At 65.3% G+C, this 21,063-nt stretch carries 18 protein-coding genes; 10 read left to right on the top strand and 8 right to left on the bottom strand.

Features of this window, described 5'->3' with window-relative positions; all coding sequences use genetic code 11:
• The first annotated feature begins 117 nt into the window (after window positions 1–117).
• Window positions 118–708 (top strand): TetR/AcrR family transcriptional regulator, encoded by a 591-nt coding sequence (locus J3S28_RS02735; RefSeq protein WP_207837274.1) that lies wholly within the window; start codon window positions 118–120, stop codon window positions 706–708.
• A gap of 63 nt (window positions 709–771) precedes the next feature.
• Window positions 772–1,248 carry a hypothetical protein gene (locus J3S28_RS02730; RefSeq protein WP_207837272.1) on the top strand — a complete coding sequence of 159 codons (477 nt, stop codon included), beginning with the start codon at window positions 772–774 and terminating at the stop codon, window positions 1,246–1,248.
• A 6-nt stretch (window positions 1,249–1,254) separates the two neighbouring features.
• Here J3S28_RS02730 and J3S28_RS02725 read toward each other — a convergent pair whose 3' ends face one another.
• From J3S28_RS02725 to J3S28_RS02690, 8 genes are all read right to left on the bottom strand, one after another.
• Window positions 1,255–1,905, bottom strand: a complete 651-nt coding sequence (locus tag J3S28_RS02725; protein ID WP_307796778.1) for a TetR/AcrR family transcriptional regulator — start codon at window positions 1,903–1,905, stop codon at window positions 1,255–1,257.
• Window positions 1,906–1,969: 64 nt separating this feature from the next.
• Window positions 1,970–4,402 carry a penicillin-binding protein gene (locus tag J3S28_RS02720; RefSeq protein ID WP_207838131.1) on the bottom strand — a complete coding sequence of 811 codons (2,433 nt, stop codon included), beginning with the start codon at window positions 4,400–4,402 and terminating at the stop codon, window positions 1,970–1,972.
• Between the two features lie 96 nt (window positions 4,403–4,498).
• Window positions 4,499–5,497 (bottom strand): hypothetical protein, encoded by a 999-nt coding sequence (locus tag J3S28_RS02715; protein WP_207837271.1) that lies wholly within the window; start codon window positions 5,495–5,497, stop codon window positions 4,499–4,501.
• Between the two features lie 73 nt (window positions 5,498–5,570).
• On the bottom strand, window positions 5,571–6,488 hold the full coding sequence (locus J3S28_RS02710; RefSeq protein ID WP_207838128.1) for a TIGR03854 family LLM class F420-dependent oxidoreductase: 918 nt from the start codon (window positions 6,486–6,488) through the stop codon (window positions 5,571–5,573).
• A gap of 2 nt (window positions 6,489–6,490) precedes the next feature.
• On the bottom strand, window positions 6,491–6,664 hold the full coding sequence (locus tag J3S28_RS02705) for a hypothetical protein (RefSeq protein WP_207837270.1): 174 nt from the start codon (window positions 6,662–6,664) through the stop codon (window positions 6,491–6,493).
• Between the two features lie 70 nt (window positions 6,665–6,734).
• A complete protein-coding gene (locus tag J3S28_RS02700; protein ID WP_207837269.1) occupies window positions 6,735–8,036 on the bottom strand; it encodes an MSMEG_0569 family flavin-dependent oxidoreductase in 1,302 nt (433 codons plus the stop codon).
• Window positions 8,029–8,928, bottom strand: coding sequence for a carbon-nitrogen hydrolase family protein (locus tag J3S28_RS02695; RefSeq protein WP_207837268.1), 900 nt, complete (start codon window positions 8,926–8,928; stop codon window positions 8,029–8,031). Before J3S28_RS02695 ends, J3S28_RS02700 begins: the two co-directional genes overlap by 8 nt.
• 10 nt (window positions 8,929–8,938) lie before the next feature.
• On the bottom strand, window positions 8,939–9,463 hold the full coding sequence (locus J3S28_RS02690) for an MSMEG_0572/Sll0783 family nitrogen starvation response protein (protein ID WP_207837267.1): 525 nt from the start codon (window positions 9,461–9,463) through the stop codon (window positions 8,939–8,941).
• A gap of 334 nt (window positions 9,464–9,797) precedes the next feature.
• On the opposite strand from J3S28_RS02690, the gene J3S28_RS02685 reads away from it, so the two are divergent.
• The 8 genes from J3S28_RS02685 to J3S28_RS02650 all read left to right on the top strand — a co-directional run bounded on the left by J3S28_RS02685 (window position 9,798) and on the right by J3S28_RS02650 (window position 21,048).
• A complete protein-coding gene (locus J3S28_RS02685) occupies window positions 9,798–10,925 on the top strand; it encodes an NDMA-dependent alcohol dehydrogenase (RefSeq protein WP_207837266.1) in 1,128 nt (375 codons plus the stop codon).
• 273 nt (window positions 10,926–11,198) lie between these two features.
• A complete protein-coding gene (locus J3S28_RS02680) occupies window positions 11,199–12,791 on the top strand; it encodes an SMP-30/gluconolactonase/LRE family protein (protein WP_207837264.1) in 1,593 nt (530 codons plus the stop codon).
• 2 nt (window positions 12,792–12,793) lie between these two features.
• On the top strand, window positions 12,794–13,642 hold the full coding sequence (locus J3S28_RS02675) for an SDR family NAD(P)-dependent oxidoreductase (protein ID WP_372435927.1): 849 nt from the start codon (window positions 12,794–12,796) through the stop codon (window positions 13,640–13,642).
• Window positions 13,643–13,667: 25 nt separating this feature from the next.
• The gene (locus tag J3S28_RS02670; protein ID WP_207837262.1) at window positions 13,668–15,062 is read left to right on the top strand and encodes an aromatic ring-hydroxylating oxygenase subunit alpha; all 1,395 of its coding nucleotides are present in this window, start codon (window positions 13,668–13,670) and stop codon (window positions 15,060–15,062) included.
• Between the two features lie 46 nt (window positions 15,063–15,108).
• Window positions 15,109–16,944 carry a flavin-containing monooxygenase gene (locus J3S28_RS02665; RefSeq protein ID WP_207837259.1) on the top strand — a complete coding sequence of 612 codons (1,836 nt, stop codon included), beginning with the start codon at window positions 15,109–15,111 and terminating at the stop codon, window positions 16,942–16,944.
• Window positions 16,941–17,882 carry an SDR family NAD(P)-dependent oxidoreductase gene (locus J3S28_RS02660; protein WP_207837256.1) on the top strand — a complete coding sequence of 314 codons (942 nt, stop codon included), beginning with the start codon at window positions 16,941–16,943 and terminating at the stop codon, window positions 17,880–17,882. The genes J3S28_RS02665 and J3S28_RS02660 overlap by 4 nt, the downstream gene beginning before the upstream one ends.
• Window positions 17,872–19,578, top strand: coding sequence for a thiamine pyrophosphate-binding protein (locus J3S28_RS02655; RefSeq protein WP_207837253.1), 1,707 nt, complete (start codon window positions 17,872–17,874; stop codon window positions 19,576–19,578). Before J3S28_RS02660 ends, J3S28_RS02655 begins: the two co-directional genes overlap by 11 nt.
• A 39-nt stretch (window positions 19,579–19,617) precedes the next feature.
• Window positions 19,618–21,048 carry an aldehyde dehydrogenase family protein gene (locus J3S28_RS02650; RefSeq protein ID WP_207837251.1) on the top strand — a complete coding sequence of 477 codons (1,431 nt, stop codon included), beginning with the start codon at window positions 19,618–19,620 and terminating at the stop codon, window positions 21,046–21,048.
• The last annotated feature ends 15 nt before the right edge of the window (window positions 21,049–21,063 follow it).

The following is a 21,063-nucleotide window of genomic DNA, read 5'->3' as shown; positions in this document are numbered from 1 at the left end:
CCCCACTGGTGCCGACGCACGAGGTCTGGCATCCTGGGCAAGCGGAACCGTGTTCCGATAACCAACATACGGAACAATGTTCCGCTTGCCAAGTGAAAGTGATCAGGGACTTCGACAATGGCAGAAGACGAGTCGGTGCCGCCGGCGCCGCGCAAGCGTGCCGATGCCCGCCGTAATCAGGCGACACTGCTGGACGCTGCGGCGGCAGCCTTCGTCGAGTCAGGGGTCGACGCCCCCGTGCGAGATATCGCCACCAGGGCAGGAGTGGGTGTCGGAACGATCTACAGACATTTCCCGACCCGCGCCGATCTCATCGTCGCCGTGTATCGCCACCAGGTCGAAGCCTGCGCGGAGGCGGGACCGGCCCTCTTGACGAACAGCACCACCCCTCATACCGCGCTACGGGCGTGGATCGACCTCTTCGTCGACTTCCTGGTCACCAAGCACGGCCTCGCCGAGGCCATGCAGTCGTCGGACACCGGCTTCGAGACCTTGCACGCCTATTTCCTCGACCGACTGGTACCCGTGTGCGCCACTCTGCTCGACGCCTGCGTCGCCTCGGGCGAGATCCGCTCCGACCTCGAGGCCATCCAACTGATGCGCGGCGTCGGCAACCTCTGTATCGGCGCCGACAACCCCGGTTACGACGCGCGCCGTCTGGTCGAGGTCCTCATCGCGGGGCTTCGCGCGCAGGCCGATCCGGTGTAGTTCGTTGATGTGAACTTCCGCCGGGGCAGGCCGTGGCCATGTGCTTCGTGGATAAAGTTCTTCATGCGATTCGTGCGGCGATCGGTTGTGGCGGTCTCGGTGGCTGTGGCCGTCGCAGCTTCGGTGTCCGGGTGCGGTGGCGGGAACGGCGATCCAGGCGAGTTCAACTGGTCACGCAGTGCCGCGGCGACGGCGGATGCAAACACCGCCATCCCGACGTTCACCACGACGGCCCCGGCCGTCAGCGGGCCGGTCGTGCTCGGCCGTGCCGACAATCAGTACGCCATCGGCTACGGCACCGAGCGTCCGGAGCTGTTGTCGTTGAACTCTCTGTGCAGCAACACGATTTCCGATATCACGTGGACGTCGTGGGGCGGAGAGACCGCCACGGGTACGGGGACTGTGTGCGCACCTGCAGGTGATCCGACCAGCGGCGGACCGACCCAGTTGACCGCGACGGACCTCGGCGACTGTTACGGCGTACAGGCATATCGTCGACTCACCCTCGCGTCCGGAGGGACCCTCAACACCTGCTCATAGAGCGGATCAGTTCGGCGTGAGCATCGGAACCAAGAATTGCCTTGCCACCGATTCGAGCACGCTGTCGTCGTCGAGATCCACAGCCCGGCTGGGGATCGTCAGGAACGACGCCGCGACTCGCACCATCATCTCGCCGACGAGGTCGGTGTCGAGGGTGGCTGCGACGGTGCCCGCCTGCTGCTCACGCCTGAGCTGACCCGCGACGAACTGTGAGACGGCACCGAGCATTCGGCCTTCGTCACCGATCATGGAGCCCGCGAGCAGGGTCGGTTCCGCGTACATCAGCCCGCCGATGAGCGGATTGCCACGGAATGCGCGCAGAGAACTCACGAAACCCAGCACCACCCGGTCGGCCGCCGACCTCGCATCCCGGATGTCCGCCAGGAACCGGTCGAAGTAGCGACGGAATTCCCGCAGGATCACCTGCTCGACCAACGCGTCCTTGGTCGCGAAGCGCCGGTAGACCGTGATCCGGGACATCCCGGCACGCTTGGCCACGTCCTCCATCGACGATCGCTGGATACCCATCCGGCAGAACTGCTCGTACGCCGCATCGAGAAGCCGGGTGCGGGTCTGATCGTTGTCGTCGGCGCGTTCCACAGCATCGGTGAACGCGCGTTCGAGCAGCGACTGCGGATCCGGCTCAGCAGACTTCACGAGCTCCTCCTGACGGCAAGTTGTCGATGCCCGATTGCCTGAGCCTATGCCAGCCGCGCGAGAATCACCCCGGTAGCGGGATCACGATCGGCCCGACGCCCGGAACGGTGATCGTCGCGGGCGGCGGCGCGGCCCGTCGTGGCGGTAGTGGTGCCTGTCCGTTGCTGACGGAGATCGTGATCGTACTGCCCGGTATCGCCGAACCGTTCGGTGTGGACGAGACGACCGTCCCCGATGCTTGCCCGCTGCCGACACTCACCTGATTCACCCTGAAACCCTCGGCTTCGAGCCGCGCTGTCGCCTCACCTGCGGCCAGCCCGACCACCGACGGGACCGCCTTGCCACCGACTCCGGCCACGTACGCGGGGTCACGCGGCGGAAGCGCCGTCGGGCCGAACTTGTCGGCGATCGGCAGCATGGCCGTGAACCATGTTCGAGCCGGCTCATTGCCACCGTAGAGGTTTCCGTACCCGCACTGGCGCAGCGGTCCCGAGCACAGTTCGGAGATCGTCGGCGAATCGTTGTAGACGTAGGTCGCACCGGCGATGTTGTTGGTGAACCCGAGGAACGCCGACGAGCGGTTGGCCTCAGTGGTGCCGGTCTTGCCCGACATCGGCAGGCTCCACCCCGTGGAGCCGGCGGCACCGGCAGCCGTGCCTGCACCGCGATCGTCTTCACTCATCGCGTTCGCGAGGGTGTTGGCCAGGCCCGGCTCCACCACCCGCTCGCAGGCGGGCCGTTCCAGCGCCACCTCCACCACGCCAGGCCTGCCGTCGGCCTCGAGCACCCGGTTGCCGTTGCTGTCCCGTTTCGGCTGGGTGATCGACGCAATCGGATTCGGCGGACACCAGACCCCGCCCGAGGCCAATGTCGCTGCAACGTTGGACAACTCCAGGGCGTCGACCGCCGTCGGCCCGAGCGTGAACGACCCGAGATTGTTCTCTTTGATGTAGTCGGCGAGGCTCTGCTCACCAAATCCCGACGTCCCCGGGTTGGTGTACGACCGCAGCCCCAACCGGACCGCCATGTCGACCGTCGGCCCGACCCCGACGTCCTGCAACAACTTCACGAACGCCGTGTTGGGCGACTGCGCCAGGGCATTCGTGACGGACATGCTGCCCGGGTAATTGCCGTCGTTGCGCACGCAGTACGTGTTCGCCGGGCATCCGTTGACGCCACCGCTGCTGCCCATCCCCCTGGCTTGGAACGTCGACGGCACCTGCAGCGACGAACCCGCCCCGAGACCGCGCTCCATCGCGGCGGCGACGGTGAAGATCTTGAACACCGATCCGGCGCCGTTGCCGACCATCGAATAGGGCTGCGGTTGCATCGTCTGCCCGATGTCGCGGTTGAGCCCGTAGTCGCGGCTCGACGTCATCGCGAGGATGTCGTGCGATTCGGTGCCGGGCCGAATCACGTTCATCACGTTCGCAACTCCGGTCAGGTCGGGCGATGCGTACGTCCGGACCGCGTTGTGGGTGGCATCCTGCACCTGCGGATCGAGGGTGGTCCGGATCAGGTAGCCACCGCGTGCGATCTGATCTCGACTGATCCCGTTCTCCGCCAGAAACTGCAGGGCGTAGTCACAGAAGAAGCCGGCATCGCCGGCGGAGATACAGCCCTGGTCCAGCGAACGTGGTGACGGCAGCACGCCGAGCGGGGTGTCCTTGGCCGCGATGTATTCACCGGCTCGCTCGGGGAAGTTCGCAATCATGGTGTCGAGTACGACATTTCGGCGCTCCAGCACCCCCTCGGGGTTCGTGTAGGGGTTCAGCGCCGAGCTGGACTGCACCATGCCGGAGAGCATCGCCGCTTCGGGGACCGTGAGGTTCTTCGCGGGCTTGCCGAAGTAGGTACCGGCAGCGGCTTCGATGCCGTAGGCACCGTTGCCGAATGGCACCAGGTTCAGGTAGCGGGTGACGATGGCCTTCTTGGCCTCTTGCTTCGCCGACTCCGCGTCGAGGTTCTTCTCTGTCATCGCCTGGGCGGTCAACGTCTGCTCCAGCGTCCGGGCCATCCGGATCTCTCGCAGTTTGCGGGCCGCGGTCGTCTCCGTGGCGGCTCGACGTTCGGCGTCGGTGCGCGCGAGGACGAGCAGTTGATAGTTCTTCACGTATTGCTGATCAAGGGTCGAGGCGCCCTGCTGTACTTCTCCGGACGCCTGGTTGGTCACCAGCGCGCGAATCGTCCCGCGCCAGTCCACCCCGTCGTGTTCGAGGAATCGTCGATCTTCGACGGAGATGATGGCGCGGATCATCTCCGGAGAAATGTCGTTGTACCCGACCTGAAAGCGCCTCTGGTCGTACAGAAATGCGATCGGATCTCCGTTGACGTCGGTCATCGTGGAGACCTCGGGGACTTGTCCCCCAACCAATTCCGATTCGACGTTGTCGACGGCGCTCGCGGCGCGGCTCGACACAAAGCCCACTCCTCCGACCAGAGGGAACAACACACCGGCTAGGAGAATGCCGGCGAGCAAACAGCACCCGAGCAACATCGACAGAGACCTGGACTTCGACACGGATTCCACATTACGGACAAATCGGACTACACACCGTTCTCGATGGCGGCCGCGAACCAGGCCGCGGTCCGCTCAGCGCAGACCCGGGACCTTCTCGAGAGCGAGGGACAGAGTGTCCTTGATCATCGCCATCGCGGCACCGGTCGGGCTGCTCTGACCACCGGTGACGGTCACCGGACCGAACTCGCCGCAATCGAAGATCACCGCTTTCTCGGGTCCGTTGAGCGCTCCGAGCGGGCTCTCGCGGGGCACCGCCCGGATCGACACCGTCACCAGATCGGGGATGTCGAGGTCGGCGACGGCCACCTGTCGTAGCCGCTGACCACGTCCTTTCGCCCGCACAGCGGCCGACCTGATGGCGGGGGTGATGGGCTCGAGAATCGTCTCGGCAGCACCCGGATCCCGCGACCAGAGCAGGCCGGTCAGAATCTGGATCTTCGTCGCCACGTCCCGTCCCGAGAGATCGGCGGAGGGGTCACCTTCGGCGATCCCGGCGCGCCGGGCCGCATCCACCGCATCGCCCAGAGAGTCGCCGTCTGACAATCGATCGAGGACGAAAGTGGCCGTTCCGTTGACACATCCGCTCACCGACGTCACGTGGATACCGTTGCTCAGTGACCGCGCCACATCGGCGGCGGGCAGCATCGCGCCGGTGGCCCCGGAGAGTTTCACCGCGCACCCGGTCTCCTGAGACGCCGCATCCAGGGCACGCCAGCCGTGCAGCAGCGTCGTCTTGGTGGCCGTCACGAGGTGCGCGCCGCTCCGGACGGCACAGACACCATCCGCGACCGCTTCTGCCGCACCGGCATCGTCCGACGGCACCGCCTGCACCACAACCCGTGCGTCGACCCTGGCGATCAGCTCGTCCAGTGCAGTCGGTGCGCTCCACTCCGCCCGCGGCTGGATCGTGTCACCGCCGATCTCCGTCTGCGCACGATGAGTACGCACCGCGGCCACCGTCATATCGACGCCGAATCGGGAACGATATTCAGCGCGATGAGAAATGATCTGACCGATATAGGCGCGCGCAACCGCCCCATAGCCGAGAACCACAACGGGTAGCACCAGCATTGTGTCGCAGCCTCTCGCGTGCGCCGACGTCAAATCTCGATACAGCTCGAAGTCTAATGCGAATCAATTCGCATCATCGACGATCTTCCAGCGGAAGCAATTCCTGGGCGAATTGTTCGAGAAACTCGAGACGAGAAGATACCGGCGCAATCGGGCGCACCACGAACTTGGTGAGCCCGACATCGACGAAGGCGCGAACCTGGGTGCGGGCCTGCTCCCATCCGCGACAGATGAGCACGTTCGGGTCGATGAGGTCCTCGCGTCTGCCGGCCGCTCTGTCCACGAGGGCGTCGATGACCGCCTCGTCCGTGCCGTCCGGCGCGACGATGATGTTGGTGCCGTAGTGATCGGCCTCGACCTCGCGCCCCGCCTCGGCGGCGGCCACCTCGATCTGCTCGCGGCACCGCTGAGCTTCGGCGGGGGTGATGAAGCTACCGAGCCAGCCGTCCCCCAGACGCCCGATCCGGTCCATGCTCACCGGCAGTCTGCCCCCGAGCCACAGGTCGAGAGGCTTCGTGGGTAAAGGTCCGACCGAGGCCTCCTGTAGGTGGAAGAACTCGCCGTGATGGGTGACAACAGGTTCGGTCAGCAGCGCCCTGACCACTCTGATCGCCTCTTCGAACAGCTCACCTCGCCGCCCCGCCGGCGCCGGGTACATCGTGCGGTCCCCGCGCGTCGCGGGCTGAACCCCGAACGCGGGCAACACCCGGCCAGGTGCCAGCGCGGCCAGTCCGGCGAGTTGCGCTGCGACCAGCGCGGGATTGCGCCCCGGCAACACCAGGACGCCGGTGCCCAACTTGAGTTTCTCGGTCCGGCCCGCCGCGTATGCGAGACCGATCAGCGGGTCGGCGTGATCCGGCGATGACACCTGATCGGAGAGCCACACCGAATCGATGCCGAGTGACTCGAGGTCGTCGACCAGCTCTGCGAGACCGGCCCCCTGCTGTGGCCCGTCGGTCGGTATCAACCCGACCCCGATGCGTACCTTCATGGTCATACAGCAAGGTTACGAGGTCGTCGGACCTTCCCGGCGTCGGAGCGCACCGGCTCGTCCTGCAGCCGGATGTGTCTGGGTACGCGCAGTGCATCCAGTCGTTGCGCAGCGAAGTCGCGGAGCGAGAGAGCATCGACCGCGACACCTGCGACGTCCACGACCGCTTCGACCACACATCCGAGATGCTCGTCAGGAACGCCGAAAGCGAGTGCACCACGCGCACGAGGGACTGTTCGGCCACGGTCAGGGAGTGGTCGCGAGTGTGGCGCCATCGGTCGGCTCGCGGTCGGCCGAACCCGGAGCCACCCGATCGATGATCGATGCAGCGATATGTGCTGCGTCTCGGTCGATCCCGTGGAAGCGACCCGAACCCCAGGTGTACATCCACGGCAGCCCGATGAACGCCAGGCCCGGCACCGAGGTGACTCCCCTGGTCTGCATGGGACGCCCGCCGCCGTCGAAGACACTTGCCTCGATCCACCGGTAGTCGGGTCGATAACCGATTGCCCAGACGATACTGGTGACCCCGGCCGCCGCCAGGTCCAGCGAGGTCGGCTCCTCGGTGGGCTCCCACACCGGCTCATAGCGGGTGGCCGGCGGTGCATCGATACCTTCCCGCTCGATGTGACGATCGATGTCACCGCAGATCGAGTTGTACGTTGCATCCGCCGAGTCGAGTGACTCACGCAGCGTCGGGGCGAACTCGAGACGGCTGTCGCGGCCGTCCTCGAGCAGACCGTAGAGGTGCATGCCCTGCGTCGCGAACTCGCGCAGATCGATGTCGCGACCACCATCACGGCCGGTCACATAGTGGTTCGTCTTCTCCCTCGCGGCCTGGCCACCGGGATACTCCTGCACCCCGACGTCATAGAGCCCCATGTCGGCGAGCCACGTCATACAGTCGCGGCCACGGTAGAAGCGCCCGACCCGCGGAGCCTTGCCCATCGCCAGGTGGACCGTGCGACCGGCGAGATGGAGGTCCTCGGCGATCTGTGCGCCGGATTGTCCGGTACCGACGACCATCACAGCGCCGTCCGGCAGCTGGTCTGCGTTCTTGTACTCCTCGGAATGTATTTGTGTCACAGCCGGATCGAGAGTGCGCGCAAAGGTCGGGATCACTGGCAGCGGGTACCCGCCGGTCGCGATCACCACGTCGTCGGCGGTGAGGATCTCTTCGTTGCCACCCGACTGCAGGGTCAACTCGAAGCCGCCCCCGGCGCCCTGACGCAGCCTGGTGACGCGGGTGTGCTCCCGCAGAGGCGGTTCGAAGGTGTCGAGCCAACCCTCGAGCCAGGCAACCACTTCGTCACGCTTCATGAAACCGTCGGGATCGTCGCCGGCGTAGCTGTATCCGGGGAGACGGCAGTGCCAGTTCGGGGTGACGAGCGTGAAGTTGTCCCAGCGGGTGTCGGCCCAGGCGTGGACGGGCGTCTCGGCCTCGATGACGAGGTGCTCGATGCCCTGGCGGCCGAGATACCAGCTGACCGAGAGACCGGCCTGCCCGCCACCGATGATCGCGACGGGGACGTGTGCGTGCTCAGGCATGAGCCAGCCCCCGCCAGGTGGCAGTGCCTGCTTCGTCGAGTTCGGTGACTTTGCCGTACACGTCGGGCCGACGATCACGCAGGTGGAACATGCCGCCGCGCATCTCGGAGAACTTGGCGGCGATGTCCACCTCGGCGACCGCCATGCCGCTGCCGAGCAGCGTGGTGGCCAGGATGTTGCCTCCCGGATCGACAACCTTGGCGTTACCAACGTATTTCAACGATCCGAACGTGCCGGACTGGTTGGCAGCCACCCAGAACACCTGGTTGTCGAGAGCACGTGCGATGTCGAACTGGTTGAAACGGTAGGTCCAGCGGTCCTCCTGCAGATTCTCGGCGGTCGCGGTGCGAGCAGCCGGCCATGCCGACAGGCTCGCGATGATCTCGGCGCCGTCGAGCGCCATCAGTCGCGCAGCCTCGGGAAAAGCCTTGTCGTAGCAGATCTGCAGACCGATGCGTCCCACCGGCGTCTCGAAGACCGGGTAGGCCGATCCGGCTGAGTACGACATGTGCTCACCGAGCGGCTGGTGCACCTTCCGGTATGTCCCGTAGATCTGGCTGCCGTCGAGCAATGCTGCTGCGTTGTAACGGGTCTCGCCGTCCTCGGCGAGTTCGCAGAAGCCAATGGCGGTGACGATGTCGCCGACGATACTCTGCACCCGTCTGAGCTCTGGGCCGTCGGTAGAGATCGCCGGGGGCAGTGACCGCTCGGTGGTCTTGACGGTGTCACCGTGATTGCCGAGTGAGGAGAGGTAGCCACCGATGGCGGCCTCGGGTAGGGCCAAGAAGTCGACCCCGCGTTCCCGGGCTTCGTCGACGAGCGACTCGATGAGTGCGTAGTTCTGGTCGAGGTCTCGGGTGAAATTGGCCGAAACCGCTGCAAGAGTTGTCATGTCGGAGTCCTCAGACCATGTAGGTGGAGTTGACGATGGCGCCCTTGCGGGCGTAATGGATGAGTGCGTCCTGCACATCGAGCGGGTGAGCGGGGATGACGCCTTCGATCAGGTCTTCTTCGCGGCCGCCGTGCAGGGCCAGGCCGAAGCGGCAGCAGTAAACGGTGCCGCCTTCGCCGATGAACGTGGCGAGCGAGTCGTTGATGTTCTGCTCGCCCGGGAAGCCCGAGTCTCCGGTGGTCGGGAAGCCGCGGGTGGCCAGGCAGTTGATTGCGCCCGGTCCGTAGAAGTACAGAGCCGACTCGAAGCCTTTACGCAGGGCGCGGGTGGCCTGCAAGACCGCGACGAAGCTCACCGACGATTCGTGAGCGATCCCGTGGACCAGGGTGAAGTAGGTTTCGCCGTCCTCGGCCTTGTAGTCGGGGAACAGCTTGGTGCTGCCGTAGATGTTGCTGCCCTTGGGTAGCGACGGGTGTGGGATCTCGGCGAGGGACTTCTTGATATTCTCGGCAATGGCTTGGTCGATCTCAGACATCAGGACTCCTGGTGCGGTGTGGGTGCACGATCAAAGGCAGTGCAGGACTTGGCATTTCAGCAGCGTCCACGGAGGCACTCGGCACTTCGATGTGCTGCGTTCGGCCTGACATCAATTACAGGGGCGGATTATTTCTGGATGGTCACGCCGGGACTAACAAGATGTTTCATGGTGCTCTCAGCAACCTCGGCTGAGGGTCTGAGTCAGCGCGTTCTCAGTCTTCGGTGAATGTCGGCCTCGCAGCTTGACACATGAGTACAGTGGCATGAGTCACAGTAGTTGCATGGTCGGGTGCTGCATCACAGCCACGGCCGCGAGCAGAGAGTCGACCGCGATGAAAACAAAGGCTGCAATCCTGACCGAGCTGAACACCGACTGGAAGATCGACGAGATCGACCTCGGCGACCCGGTCGCCGGAGAGGTGCAGGTCAAGCTGGCCGCCTCTGGCCTCTGCCACTCGGACGCGCATGTCGTCGACGGGTCGAGCCCGATCCCGATCCTTCCGGTGCTCGGCGGACACGAGGGCGCGGGCGTCATCACCAAGGTCGGACCCGGCGTCTCGGGCCTCGAAGAGGGCGACCACGTCGTGCTCGCCTTCATCCCCGCCTGCGGCACCTGCCCGTCCTGCGCCAAGGGCCTGCAGAACATCTGCGATCTCGGTGCGGGCCTACTCACCGGACAGGCGATCTCGGATGGCACGTTCCGTGTCACGAAGGATGGTGCGCCCGTCGTCCAGATGTGCCTGCTCGGCACCTTCGCGCCGTACGTCACGGTGCATCAGGCGTCTGTCGTCAAGATCGAGAAGGACATCCCCCTGGACAAGGCGGCCCTGCTCGGCTGCGGCGTCTCCACGGGTTGGGGTTCCGCGGTCGACATCGGCAACACCCGTCCCGGCGACACAGTCGTGATCGCGGGGATCGGCGGCGTCGGGATCAACTCGGTCCAGGGTGCGGCCCACGCCGGCGCACGCCACGTCATCGCGATCGACCCCGTCGAGGACAAGAGGAAGAAGGCGCTCGACTTCGGAGCAACCCACACCTACGCGACGATCGAAGAGGCGGCAGCCGAGCTACCCGATCTCACCTGGGGCGCCATGGCCAACACCGTCATCCTGACGATGGGCGTGGTCAAGGGCGAGTACGTACAGCAGGGTCTGTCGTTGGCCGGCAAGGGCGGCCAGGTCATCGTGACCGCGATGGGACCGTACGACCAGGTCGATGCGCACCTCAACCTCTTCGAGCTGACGCTGCTGCAGAAGCGGGTCCAGGGCGCGATCTTCGGTGGTGTCGGACCTCGCACCCAGATCCCGAAGCTCCTGAACCTCTACCGCAGCGGGGCGCTCAAGCTCGATGAACTGGTGACCACCACCTACAAGCTCGAAGACATCAACCAGGGCTACCGCGACATGGCCGCAGGCAAGAACCTCCGCGGTGTCGTGATCTACGGAGACGACGACTACTGATCGACCGCGCCGACTCGGCGCGATCTTCGAACGCCACCAGCGGCGACCGGCACAAGCCGGTCGCCGCTGGTTTCTTTGTGCCCGCCCCATTCCGCCGACCGTGCCCATACCGCCGGGCCCGACCGTTCGGCAGCCTCCACAGCGACGGGCTGCGAGAACGCAATTCTTCAATCAAAACATTGATGTTGATCACATTCGAGCGCTACACTCCAATCCTAACAAGGATAGCAATGATTGAAGTAGTGCAGCTTCTTCGACGAATGGAGGCCCACCGTGACGCAGGCGGCCCGCTACACCGGCTCGACATCGATCACCCTCGCCGAAGGGTGGAACCTCGAGCGGGTCACCGCACCGAGCCGGCTGTTCGGCGCGAACGGCATCCGGACCGGCCCGGACGGTCGCATCTACGTCGCTCAGGTGGCAGGCAGTCAGATCAGCGCACTCGACCTCGACACCGGGCAGCTGGAGACGATCAGCGCCAAGGGCGGTGACATCGTCGCCCCTGACGACGTCGCCTTCGCACCGTCGGGCGACATGTACATCACCGAGTACTACGACGGCCGGGTCAGCGTGCGCAGTCCCGACGGCGGGACTCGCCTGGTCCGCGACGACCTCCCCGGCGCCAACGGCATCACCATCCATCAGGGCAGGCTCTTCGTGAACGAGTGTCGCGTCGGCGGACGGCTGATGGAGATCGATCCGGTGGGCGGCGCGCCGCGGGTGTTACTGGACGAACTCCCGATGCCCAACGGCATGGAGGTCGGACCCGACGGCAAGCTCTACTACCCCCTTCTCGGAACCAACGACATCTGGCGCATCGACCCCGAAGGAGGCGAACCCGAGCGTGTCGCAGGCGATCTCGGGGTACCTGACGCCGTGAAGTTCGACTCCGAGGGCTTCATCGTCTCAACCCAGGTCGCCTCGGGGCAGGTGCTGCGGATCAATCCGCGCAACGGTGATCAGACGGTGCTCGCGAGTCTGAGCCCCGGGCTCGACAACCTCACATTCGTGGGCGACCGGCTCTTCGTCTCCAGCTTCACCGGTCAGATCACCGAGATCCTCGGTGGCGGCGAGACCCGCACCGCCCTGCCCGACGGATTGACCTGGCCCCTCGACATCACCGTCGGAAGAGACGGCACCCTCTACATCGCCGACGGCACCTTCCTGCTCGCGAAACCGCGCGGCGGTGAATTGCACACGTTGGGCATGCTTTTCAGTCCCGGCTACCCGGGCTACATCCGAGGCCTCACCGCCACCGGCGACGGCGAGTTCATCGTGACCGGCAACGGCACGGTGTCGCGGTACCACCCGGCGAGCAGCGAGAGCGAAGTGCTGGTCGAGGGACTCGACCAGCTCTACGGCGTCGCGGTCTCGGCCACCGGCGCGATTGCGGTCGCCGACCTGGGCACCGGCAAGGTGTACTCCGTCGAATCCGGTAACGCGACCGAGCTCGCAGGCGGACTGGCCGACCCGACCGGCGTCGCGTTCACCGCCGACGGCACCCTGCTCGTCTCCGAAGCCGGCGCGGGACGCATCGTCTCGGTGACCGGTTCGGGCGTCGACACCCTGGTCGACGGCCTGGAACGCCCCCAGGGCATCGTCGTTGTCGGCAGCACGCTCTATATCGTCGACGTCGACGCCAAGACTCTAGTCGCGTTCGACCTCGAGTCGAAGGCCAGGCAGACCCTGGCACAGAACCTCCCCGTCGGCGCACCCCCGGGTGTCGAACCCAAGCCGCTCGTGGGCCTCGCGCCGTTCTCCGGACCCCAGGGGCCCTACGCCGGAATCGCCGCCGACGCCGAGGGGACGCTGTACATCTCGGGCGATGCGGAAGGCAGTGTCCTGGCGCTGCGGGCGGGGAGCTGATCGTGGCGCAGGATTTCATCGGGCTCGACGGCAAGGTCGTTGTCGTCTCGGGAGCAGCAGGCGGTGGCATCGGAACGTCGGTGACCCGCCTGGTGGCCCAGGCCGGCGCCACCGTGATCGCGGTCAGCCGCTCGGAAGAGAACCTGAACAAACACATCGAACCATTGGCTGCCGAGGGCCTTTCGGTGATACCGGTGGCCGCCGATGCCGCCACCGACGACGGCATCGCGGCCGTGCTCCACGAGGTCCGGCGGACCGAGGGAGAACTGCACGGTCTGGTCAACGTCACCGGCGGCGCGGGGCCGGCGACCTGGATGCCCGCCACCCGCGTCACCCGATCCGACTGGCGAGATCTGTTCACCCAGAACCTCGAGACGATGTTCTTCATGAGTCAGGCCGTAGCCGCCGAACTCAAATCCCAGCACAAACCGGGTTCCATCGTCTCGATCTCGTCCATCAGCGGGATGAACACGGCCCCGTTCCACATCGGATACGGCACCGCGAAAGCGGCACTGGTTGCCGCAACCCGCACGATGGCAGTCGAATTGGCCACCGATGGCATCCGGGTGAACGCCATCGCACCAGGCGTGACCGCGACCCCGGCCTCGCTCATGTACGTCGACGACGACCCCGATCGCGACCAGCGAGCCATCGCCATGGGTCGCCGCGGAAACCCGGAGGAACAGGCCGGGGCCATCCTCTTCCTGCTGTCGGACCTGTCGACCTACATCACCGGACAAACCATGCTGGTCGACGGCGGCCTCAACCTCAAGTGGACCCACATGGGTGCCGATCACACGTCGCTCTTCCTCAAAGACGAGTCGTTCCGCGCAGCCATGACGCGGTCGTAACAACAATTTTCAACGGGAGAAGGTCATGACCGACACTGTCGAGAACGCCCAGACAACAGCCGCCGAGACACCGGCGACGACCCCGCTCACCATCGGCGTCGACGCCTACCTGTCGCCGGAATACGCACGGGCAGAGGCCGATCTGCTCTGGTCGAAGGTGTGGCAGCAGGTCGGCCGGATCGAGGAGATCCCGAAGGTCGGCGACTACCTCACGTACGAGATCATGGACGACTCGATCATCATCACTCGTACCGGGCCTGACAGCGCCGACGGCACCGCAAGTCTGCGCGCCTACCACAACGTCTGCTCACACCGAGGGCGCCGGCTGGTCGACAGGGCACCGGGCGAGCACGAAGCACGCGGCAGCTGCCGCGCCTTTGTCTGCGGCTTCCACGGGTGGACCTACGACCTCGAGGGCAACAACACCTGGGCCGCCGAGAAAGAGGACTGGCCAACGGGGTTGACCGACAAGCGGACCAGACTCACGCCCGTCCAGGTGGACACCTGGGGCGGCTGGGTGTGGATCAACATGGATCCCGACGCCGAACCGCTGCGACAGTATCTCGAACCGGCGGCCACCCTCCTCGACCCGTTCGGGCTGCAGAACATGCGGTACCGCTGGCGGAAATGGCTTGTGTTCGACTGCAACTGGAAGGTGGCACTCGAGGCGTTCATGGAGACCTACCATGTGCCCTACACCCACCCCGAGTTCCGGAAGTTCGGCACGTTCCTGGGCTGGTCGAGGTACCAGGGCCGGCACAGCAACATCGGCTACGACGCCCCGAAGGGCATGGAGGAGAACCAGGCCAAGCTCCGTATCGCTGACGGACCTGACGCACGCCTGTCGACCATCGAGTTGCAGAACTTCACCTGGGAGAACGCCAACACCAATACCACCCGGACCCTCGTCGACGCGGCCGAGAGGTTGACCGACGAACTCCCCGAGGGAACCCCGCCGGGCGAAGTGCTGCGGCACTGGCTCGCCTCGGCCAAGAAGGACGACGCCAACCGCGGAGTGGTCTGGCCGGAAGTCGATCCCGAGGTGATCGCCAAAAGCGGCACCGCGTGGCAGATCTTCCCCAATTTCCAGATCGGGCACGCGCTGAACAACATGCTCTGCTACAGCGCCCGCCCGTACGGGGACGATCCGGACAAGTGCATCTTCGAGGCCGCCGTGTACGAACTGTTCCCCGAAGGCGAAGAGCCAGAGACGAAGTGGGAATACACACCCGAGGACGATCCCGGATGGCGGACCGTGCTGCCACAAGACTTCTCCAACATGGCCGCGGTGCAAAAGGGCATGAAGGCGCGCGGTTTCACCGGCCCCAAACCCAACCCCTATCGCGAACGCAGCATCGTCAACCTGCACCACAACCTGGCGATGTACATGGGCACCGGCGCGCCCACCGATCTCGACTGACCATCCACCTCCCCACCTGCCCGAACCCCCGAGTCAAGGAATCACCATGCAGCCCTGCGCACCTACGCAGACTCCCGAGGTCGACATCCCCGCCCTTCGTGAGAAGTACCTCCACGAACGCGACAAGCGCATCCGGCCCGACGGGCAGCAGCAATACCTCGAGGCCGAGGACGACTTCTCGGAGTTCTACGAAGGCGATCCCCACACACCGGTGGCGCCACGGCAGCCGATCACCGACGACATCGAGGTGGTGATCCTCGGCGGCGGGTTCTGCGGTCTGATCGCCGCGCATCGCCTGCAGCAGGCGGGGGTCACGGACGTCAAGATCATCGAACTGGGTGGCGACTTCGGCGGTGTCTGGTACTGGAATCGCTACCCCGGCATCCAGATCGACTCCGACGCCTACTGTTATCTCCCACTACTCGAGGAGACCGGTTACATCCCGAAGGAGAAGTTCTCCAAGGGCGACGAATGCTTCGAACACGCCCAGCGCATCGGCAAGCACTTCGGGCTCTACGACAACGCGATCTTCCACACCCTGATCCGCTCCCTGGAATGGGATGGCGACATCAACCGCTGGCAGATCAGTACAAACCGGGGAGACGAAATCCGTGCGCGGCACGTGATCCTGTGCCAGGGTCCCTACAACCGACCGAAACTCCCCGGCATCCCGGGCATCAGGGACTTCAAGGGACACACCTTCCACACCGCACGGTGGGACTACGACTACACCGGCGGCGACCTGCATGGTGGACTGGACAAGATCGCCGACAAGACGATCGCGGTCATCGGCACGGGATCGAGTGGCATCCAGGCCATCCCGCACCTGGCCAAAGGTGCAAAACACCTCACCGTCTTCCAGCGCACCCCGTCCTACATCTTCGAGCGGGCCAACTATCCGACCGACCCCGAGTGGGTGGCGAGCCTGGAGCCGGGGTGGCGGGCGGCGCGGCAGCGCAACTTCCACAACGCGGCCTTCTCGTTCTACTCCCCCGGCGAGCCCGACCTCATCTGTGACGGCTGGACCGAGGTCTCGCGCAACATGGCCGCGAAACTCAACGCAACTGAAAATTTCTCGGGCTGGGCAGCCCTGGCCGATCCAGCGAAGTTCATGGAACTCAAAGAGATCGAGGACTACCGGGCGATGGAGCGCCTGCGGCAACGCGTCGAGCAGATCGTCGACGATCCTGCGACCGCGGAGCTGTTGAAGCCGTACTACCGCAACATGTGCAAACGACCAGTCTTCAACGACGAGTATCTGCCGACCTTCAACCGGCCCAACGTCACCCTTGTCGACGTGTCCGAGACCAAGGGCGTGGAACGCATCACCGAGAAGGGCATCATCGTCGACGGTGTCGAGCACGAGTTCGACTGCATCGTCTTCGCCAGTGGCTTCGAGATCACCACAGCCCTTGACCGACAGTTCGACATCAAGCCGTTCGCCGGTCGCGAGGGGACATCTCTGTACGACCACTGGGGCAAAGGGTTCCGCACGCTGCACGGCGTGATGGCGCACGGGTTCCCGAACCACTTCGCCACCGGGTTCGTCCAAGGCGGCGTCACCGCATCGACGACTCTGATGTTCGAGCAACAGGCCGACCACATCGCCTACATCATCAAGACCGCCCAGGACCGCGGGGTCACGTACGTCGAGCCGACCGCAGAGGCCGAAGACGAATGGGTCGCGACGATCCGGGCGAACTCGGTCGACAACAGCACCTTCACCTCCGAGTGCACACCCGGTTACTACAACAGCGAGGGAGAGCCGAACGGGCGGTCGTTCCTCGGCGATCCCTTCTGGGGCGGGTTCTACGAGCTCACCGAGTTGCTGCAGGCTTGGCGCGATACCGGCGAGCTCGAAGGGTTGGTACTCGAGAAGTGATCGGTCACCAAGAACCCGGGCTCAGGTTCGACGGCCGGGTTGCCGTGATCACCGGCGCAGGCAGGGGTCTGGGTCGCGCCTACGCCCTGCTGCTCGCGTCGAAGGGCGCCAAGGTCGTCGTCAACGATCCCGGAGCCGCGATCAGTGGGGAGAGCGTCGATTCCGGTCCGGCCGACGAGGTTGTCGCCGAGATCCGTTCCGCCGGCGGCGAGGCCGTGGCCAGCACCGCATCTGTGGCCACCCCGGAGGGCGGCCAAGCGATCATCGACACCGCCATCGAGCACTTCGGCCGGATCGACATCCTCATCCACAACGCGGGCAACAACAGATACGCCTCCCTGGCCGAGATGACGTATGAGGACTTCGACGCCGTGCTCGATGTCCACCTGCGGGGCGCGTTTCATGTTGTCCGACCCGCGTTTCCGCTGATGTGCGCTGCCGGATACGGACGTATCGTGCTCACCTCGTCGATCGGCGGGATCTACGGGAACAAGAACGTCGCCAACTACGGCGCGTCCAAAGCCGGGATCATCGGCTTGTCCAACGTCGCGGCACTCGAGGGCCAGGAGTTCGGGGTGACGTCGAACGTCATCGTTCCCGCGGCCCTGACCAGACTCGCGGAGGGGCTCGACACCTCCGCGTACCCACCGATGGGACCTGAGTTGACCGCCCCTGCGGTCGGGTGGCTCGCACACGAGAGCTGTTCGATCACAGGGGAAATGCTGGTGGCCATCGCCGGCAGGGTGGCGCGGGCCTTCATCGCCGAGACACCCGGCGTCTACCGGCCGTCCTGGACCATCGACGAGGTCGGCGAGCAGATGGCCGCCATCCGCGACACCAGCGACCCGTGGATCCTGCCGGTCGTCCCGTCGGCCCACGTCGACCACATCACCAAGAGCTTCGCGATAGCCATGGAGGGCAGCGCACATGTCGGTTAAAGTCTACGAACGCATCCTCGACCTCTTCGAGGCCGAAGGCATCAACACCATCTTCGGAATTCCCGATCCCAACTTCGTCCACCTCTTCCACCTCGCCGAAGAGCGCGGTTGGAATGTCGTTGCGCCCCACCACGAGGAGTCCGCGGGCTTCATGGCCGAGGCGGTGTCACGCATGACCGGTAAGGCCGCGGTGTGTATCGGCACCCTCGGTCCCGGTATCGCCAACCTGGCCGGCGCCATCATGTGCGCCAAGGTCGAGAACTCTCCGGTCATCTTCCTCGGTGGACAACGTGCCCGCATCACCGAACAGCGCGTCCGCCGTGGCCGTATCCAGTTCGTGCAGCAGTCGGCCTTGGTCGAGGCGTCTGTGAAGTACAGCGCCAGCATCGAATATGCCGACCAGACCGACGAGATCATCCGTGAGGGACTGCGGAAGGCGCTCTCGGGAACTCCCGGCCCGGTGTACATCGAATACCCGTCCCACGTCATCCAGGAAGAACTCGACGTGCCGCCGGCCCTGCCTCCGAAGGCATACCGTCTGGTCGGGCAGACCGCGGGCCAGGCTCAGATCGATGAGGCCGTTCGCCTGATCGGTGCGGCGAAGCAACCGATCCTCCTGGTCGGTCACGGGGTCCACACCACGCGTGCGGGAGCCTCGGTGAAGGAACTCGCCGATCTGCTCGCCTGCCCGGTCATCCAGACCTCCGGTGGCACGTCGTTCATCGAAGGTCTCGAAGACCGCACCTTCCCTTACGGTTTCTCGACGGCCGCGGTCGACGCGGTCGTCACATCCGACCTCTGCCTTGCGATCGGCACCGAACTCGGCGAACCGGTGCACTTCGGGCGCGGCAGGCATTGGGTGGCGAACGAGGCCAATCGCAGCTGGATCTACATCGAGCAGGACCCGGCGGCCATCGGCGTCAACAGGTCGATCGATGTGCCCCTGGTGGGTGATCTGCGGGCGATCGTCCCGCAGCTGGTCGACGCGCTGAAGGACTCGCCACGCACGGCGTCGCCTGAACTGGCCGCCTGGATCAAAGAGGACGCCGCGCAACTGGCCGAACTCGCCGAAACGGCACCGTCCGGCATGTCGCCCGTGCATCCGGCCCGGCTCATCGTCGAGGCCACCAAGGACTTCCCGTCCGACGGCATCATGGTCCGCGACGGCGGCGCCACCACCATTTTCGGCTGGACGTACTCGCAGGCCAAACCCCATGACGTCCTGTGGAATCAGAACTTCGGCCACCTCGGTACCGGCCTGCCGTACGCGGTCGGCGCCGGTGTCGCCGACGGCGGCAAACGCCCGATGATGCTGATCACCGGCGATTCGTCGTTCCAGTTCCACATCGCCGAACTCGAGACGGCTGCGCGCCTGAATCTCCCGCTGGTCTGCGTTGTCGCCGTCGACTACGCCTGGGGCTTGGAGGTCGGTGTCTACAAGCGCACCTACGGCCAGGGGTCACTCGAGACCGGCGTCCACTGGAGTAGCGACACCCGCCTCGACAAGGTCGCCGAGGGCTTCGGTTGTTACGGCGAATACGTCGACCGCGACGAGGACATCGCGCCGGCCATCAAACGCGCCTATGCCAGTGGCAAACCGGGTGTCATCCACGTCGCCGTCGACCCGAAGGCCAACTCCGAAGAGATGCCGAGCTACGACGAGTTCCGGACCTGGTACGCCGAGGGCCAGCAGTGACGCCTCGTCCCGTTGCACAACAGAGAGTTAGGACTGCTCATGCGTGAATACACGAAGCTCTTCATCGACGGCCGATGGGTCGATCCGGCCAAACCCGCGACCCTGGATGTCATCAACCCGGCAACCGAAGAGCTCGCCGGCACCGTGGCCGTCGGATCATCGGCCGATGTCGACAAGGCTGTAGCGGCGGCGCGCCGCACCTTCGCGACGTGGTCGACGACTCCCGTCGCCGACCGCGTGGCGCTCCTCGAGAGCATCGCCGCGGAATACCAGAACCGTGCGAGCGATCTCGGCGCGGCATTGACCGAGGAGATGGGCGCCCCGAAGGAATTGGCGAACGGTTTCCAGATCAATCTGGGCGCCGGACATCTCGCGACGGCCATCGAGGCGCTCAAGACCTATACCTTCGAGGAGCAGCAAGGCAGTTCGCTGATCGTCAAAGAGCCGATCGGCGTCTGCGGCCTGATCACCCCGTGGAACTGGCCGCTGAACCAGATCGCCGTCAAGGTGTTCCCAGCGCTGGCGACCGGCTGCACGATGGTCCTCAAACCGTCGGAGCGCTCCCCCTTCACCGGCCAGATCTTCGCCGAGATCCTCGAGGCCGCAGGCGTTCCCGCCGGTGTGTTCAACCTCGTGCAGGGCGACGGTCCCGGTGTCGGCGTGCCTCTGTCGAGCCATCCTGACGTGGACATGATCTCGTTCACCGGCTCGACGCGTGCCGGCATCGACATCGCGACCAACGCGGCGTCCGGGGTCAAGCGGGTCACCCAGGAACTCGGCGGCAAGGGCCCCAACATCGTCCTCGACGACAAGGACTTCGCCGAGAACGTCGGCAAGGGCGTTGTCACGATGATGCTGAACTCCGGACAGACCTGCAGCGCACCATCGCGCATGTTGGTTCCGGGCGAACGCATGGAGGAGGCGATCGGGGTTGCGAAGGAAGCTGCGGCGTCGGTGACCGTCGGAGATCCGAACGGCGACTTCGCCATCGGTCCGGTGGTCTCGAAATCCCAGTTCGACAAGATCCAGGAGCTGATCGCCCAGGGCATCGCGGACGGCGCAACCCTGGCCGCGGGCGGTCCCGGTCGTCCACCGGGTATCGACAAGGGCTTTTTCGTCCAGCCGACGGTGTTCGCCGACGTCAAGAACGACATGGCCATTGCCCGCGAGGAGATCTTCGGACCCGTGCTGACAATCCTCGGCTACGACAGTGTCGACCACGCCATCGAGATCGCCAACGACACCGAGTACGGTCTCGCGGGCGCTGTCGCAGGTGCCGACCTCGAACTCGCCCGGTCGGTCGCCCGGCGGATCCGCTCGGGATCCGTTGCCATCAATGGTGGATTCGACTTCGGTGCACCGTTCGGCGGATACAAGAAGAGCGGCAACGGCCGCGAGTGGGGAGCATTCGGTTTCGAGGACTACCTGGAGATCAAGGGCATCCTCGGCTATGCACCGGATGAGGTCTGAGGGAGAGGAGGACGA

The organism is Williamsia soli, assembly GCF_017377795.1.
Taxonomy (GTDB): domain Bacteria; phylum Actinomycetota; class Actinomycetes; order Mycobacteriales; family Mycobacteriaceae; genus Williamsia; species Williamsia soli.
This window is presented reverse-complemented; position numbering and strand designations above follow the sequence as displayed.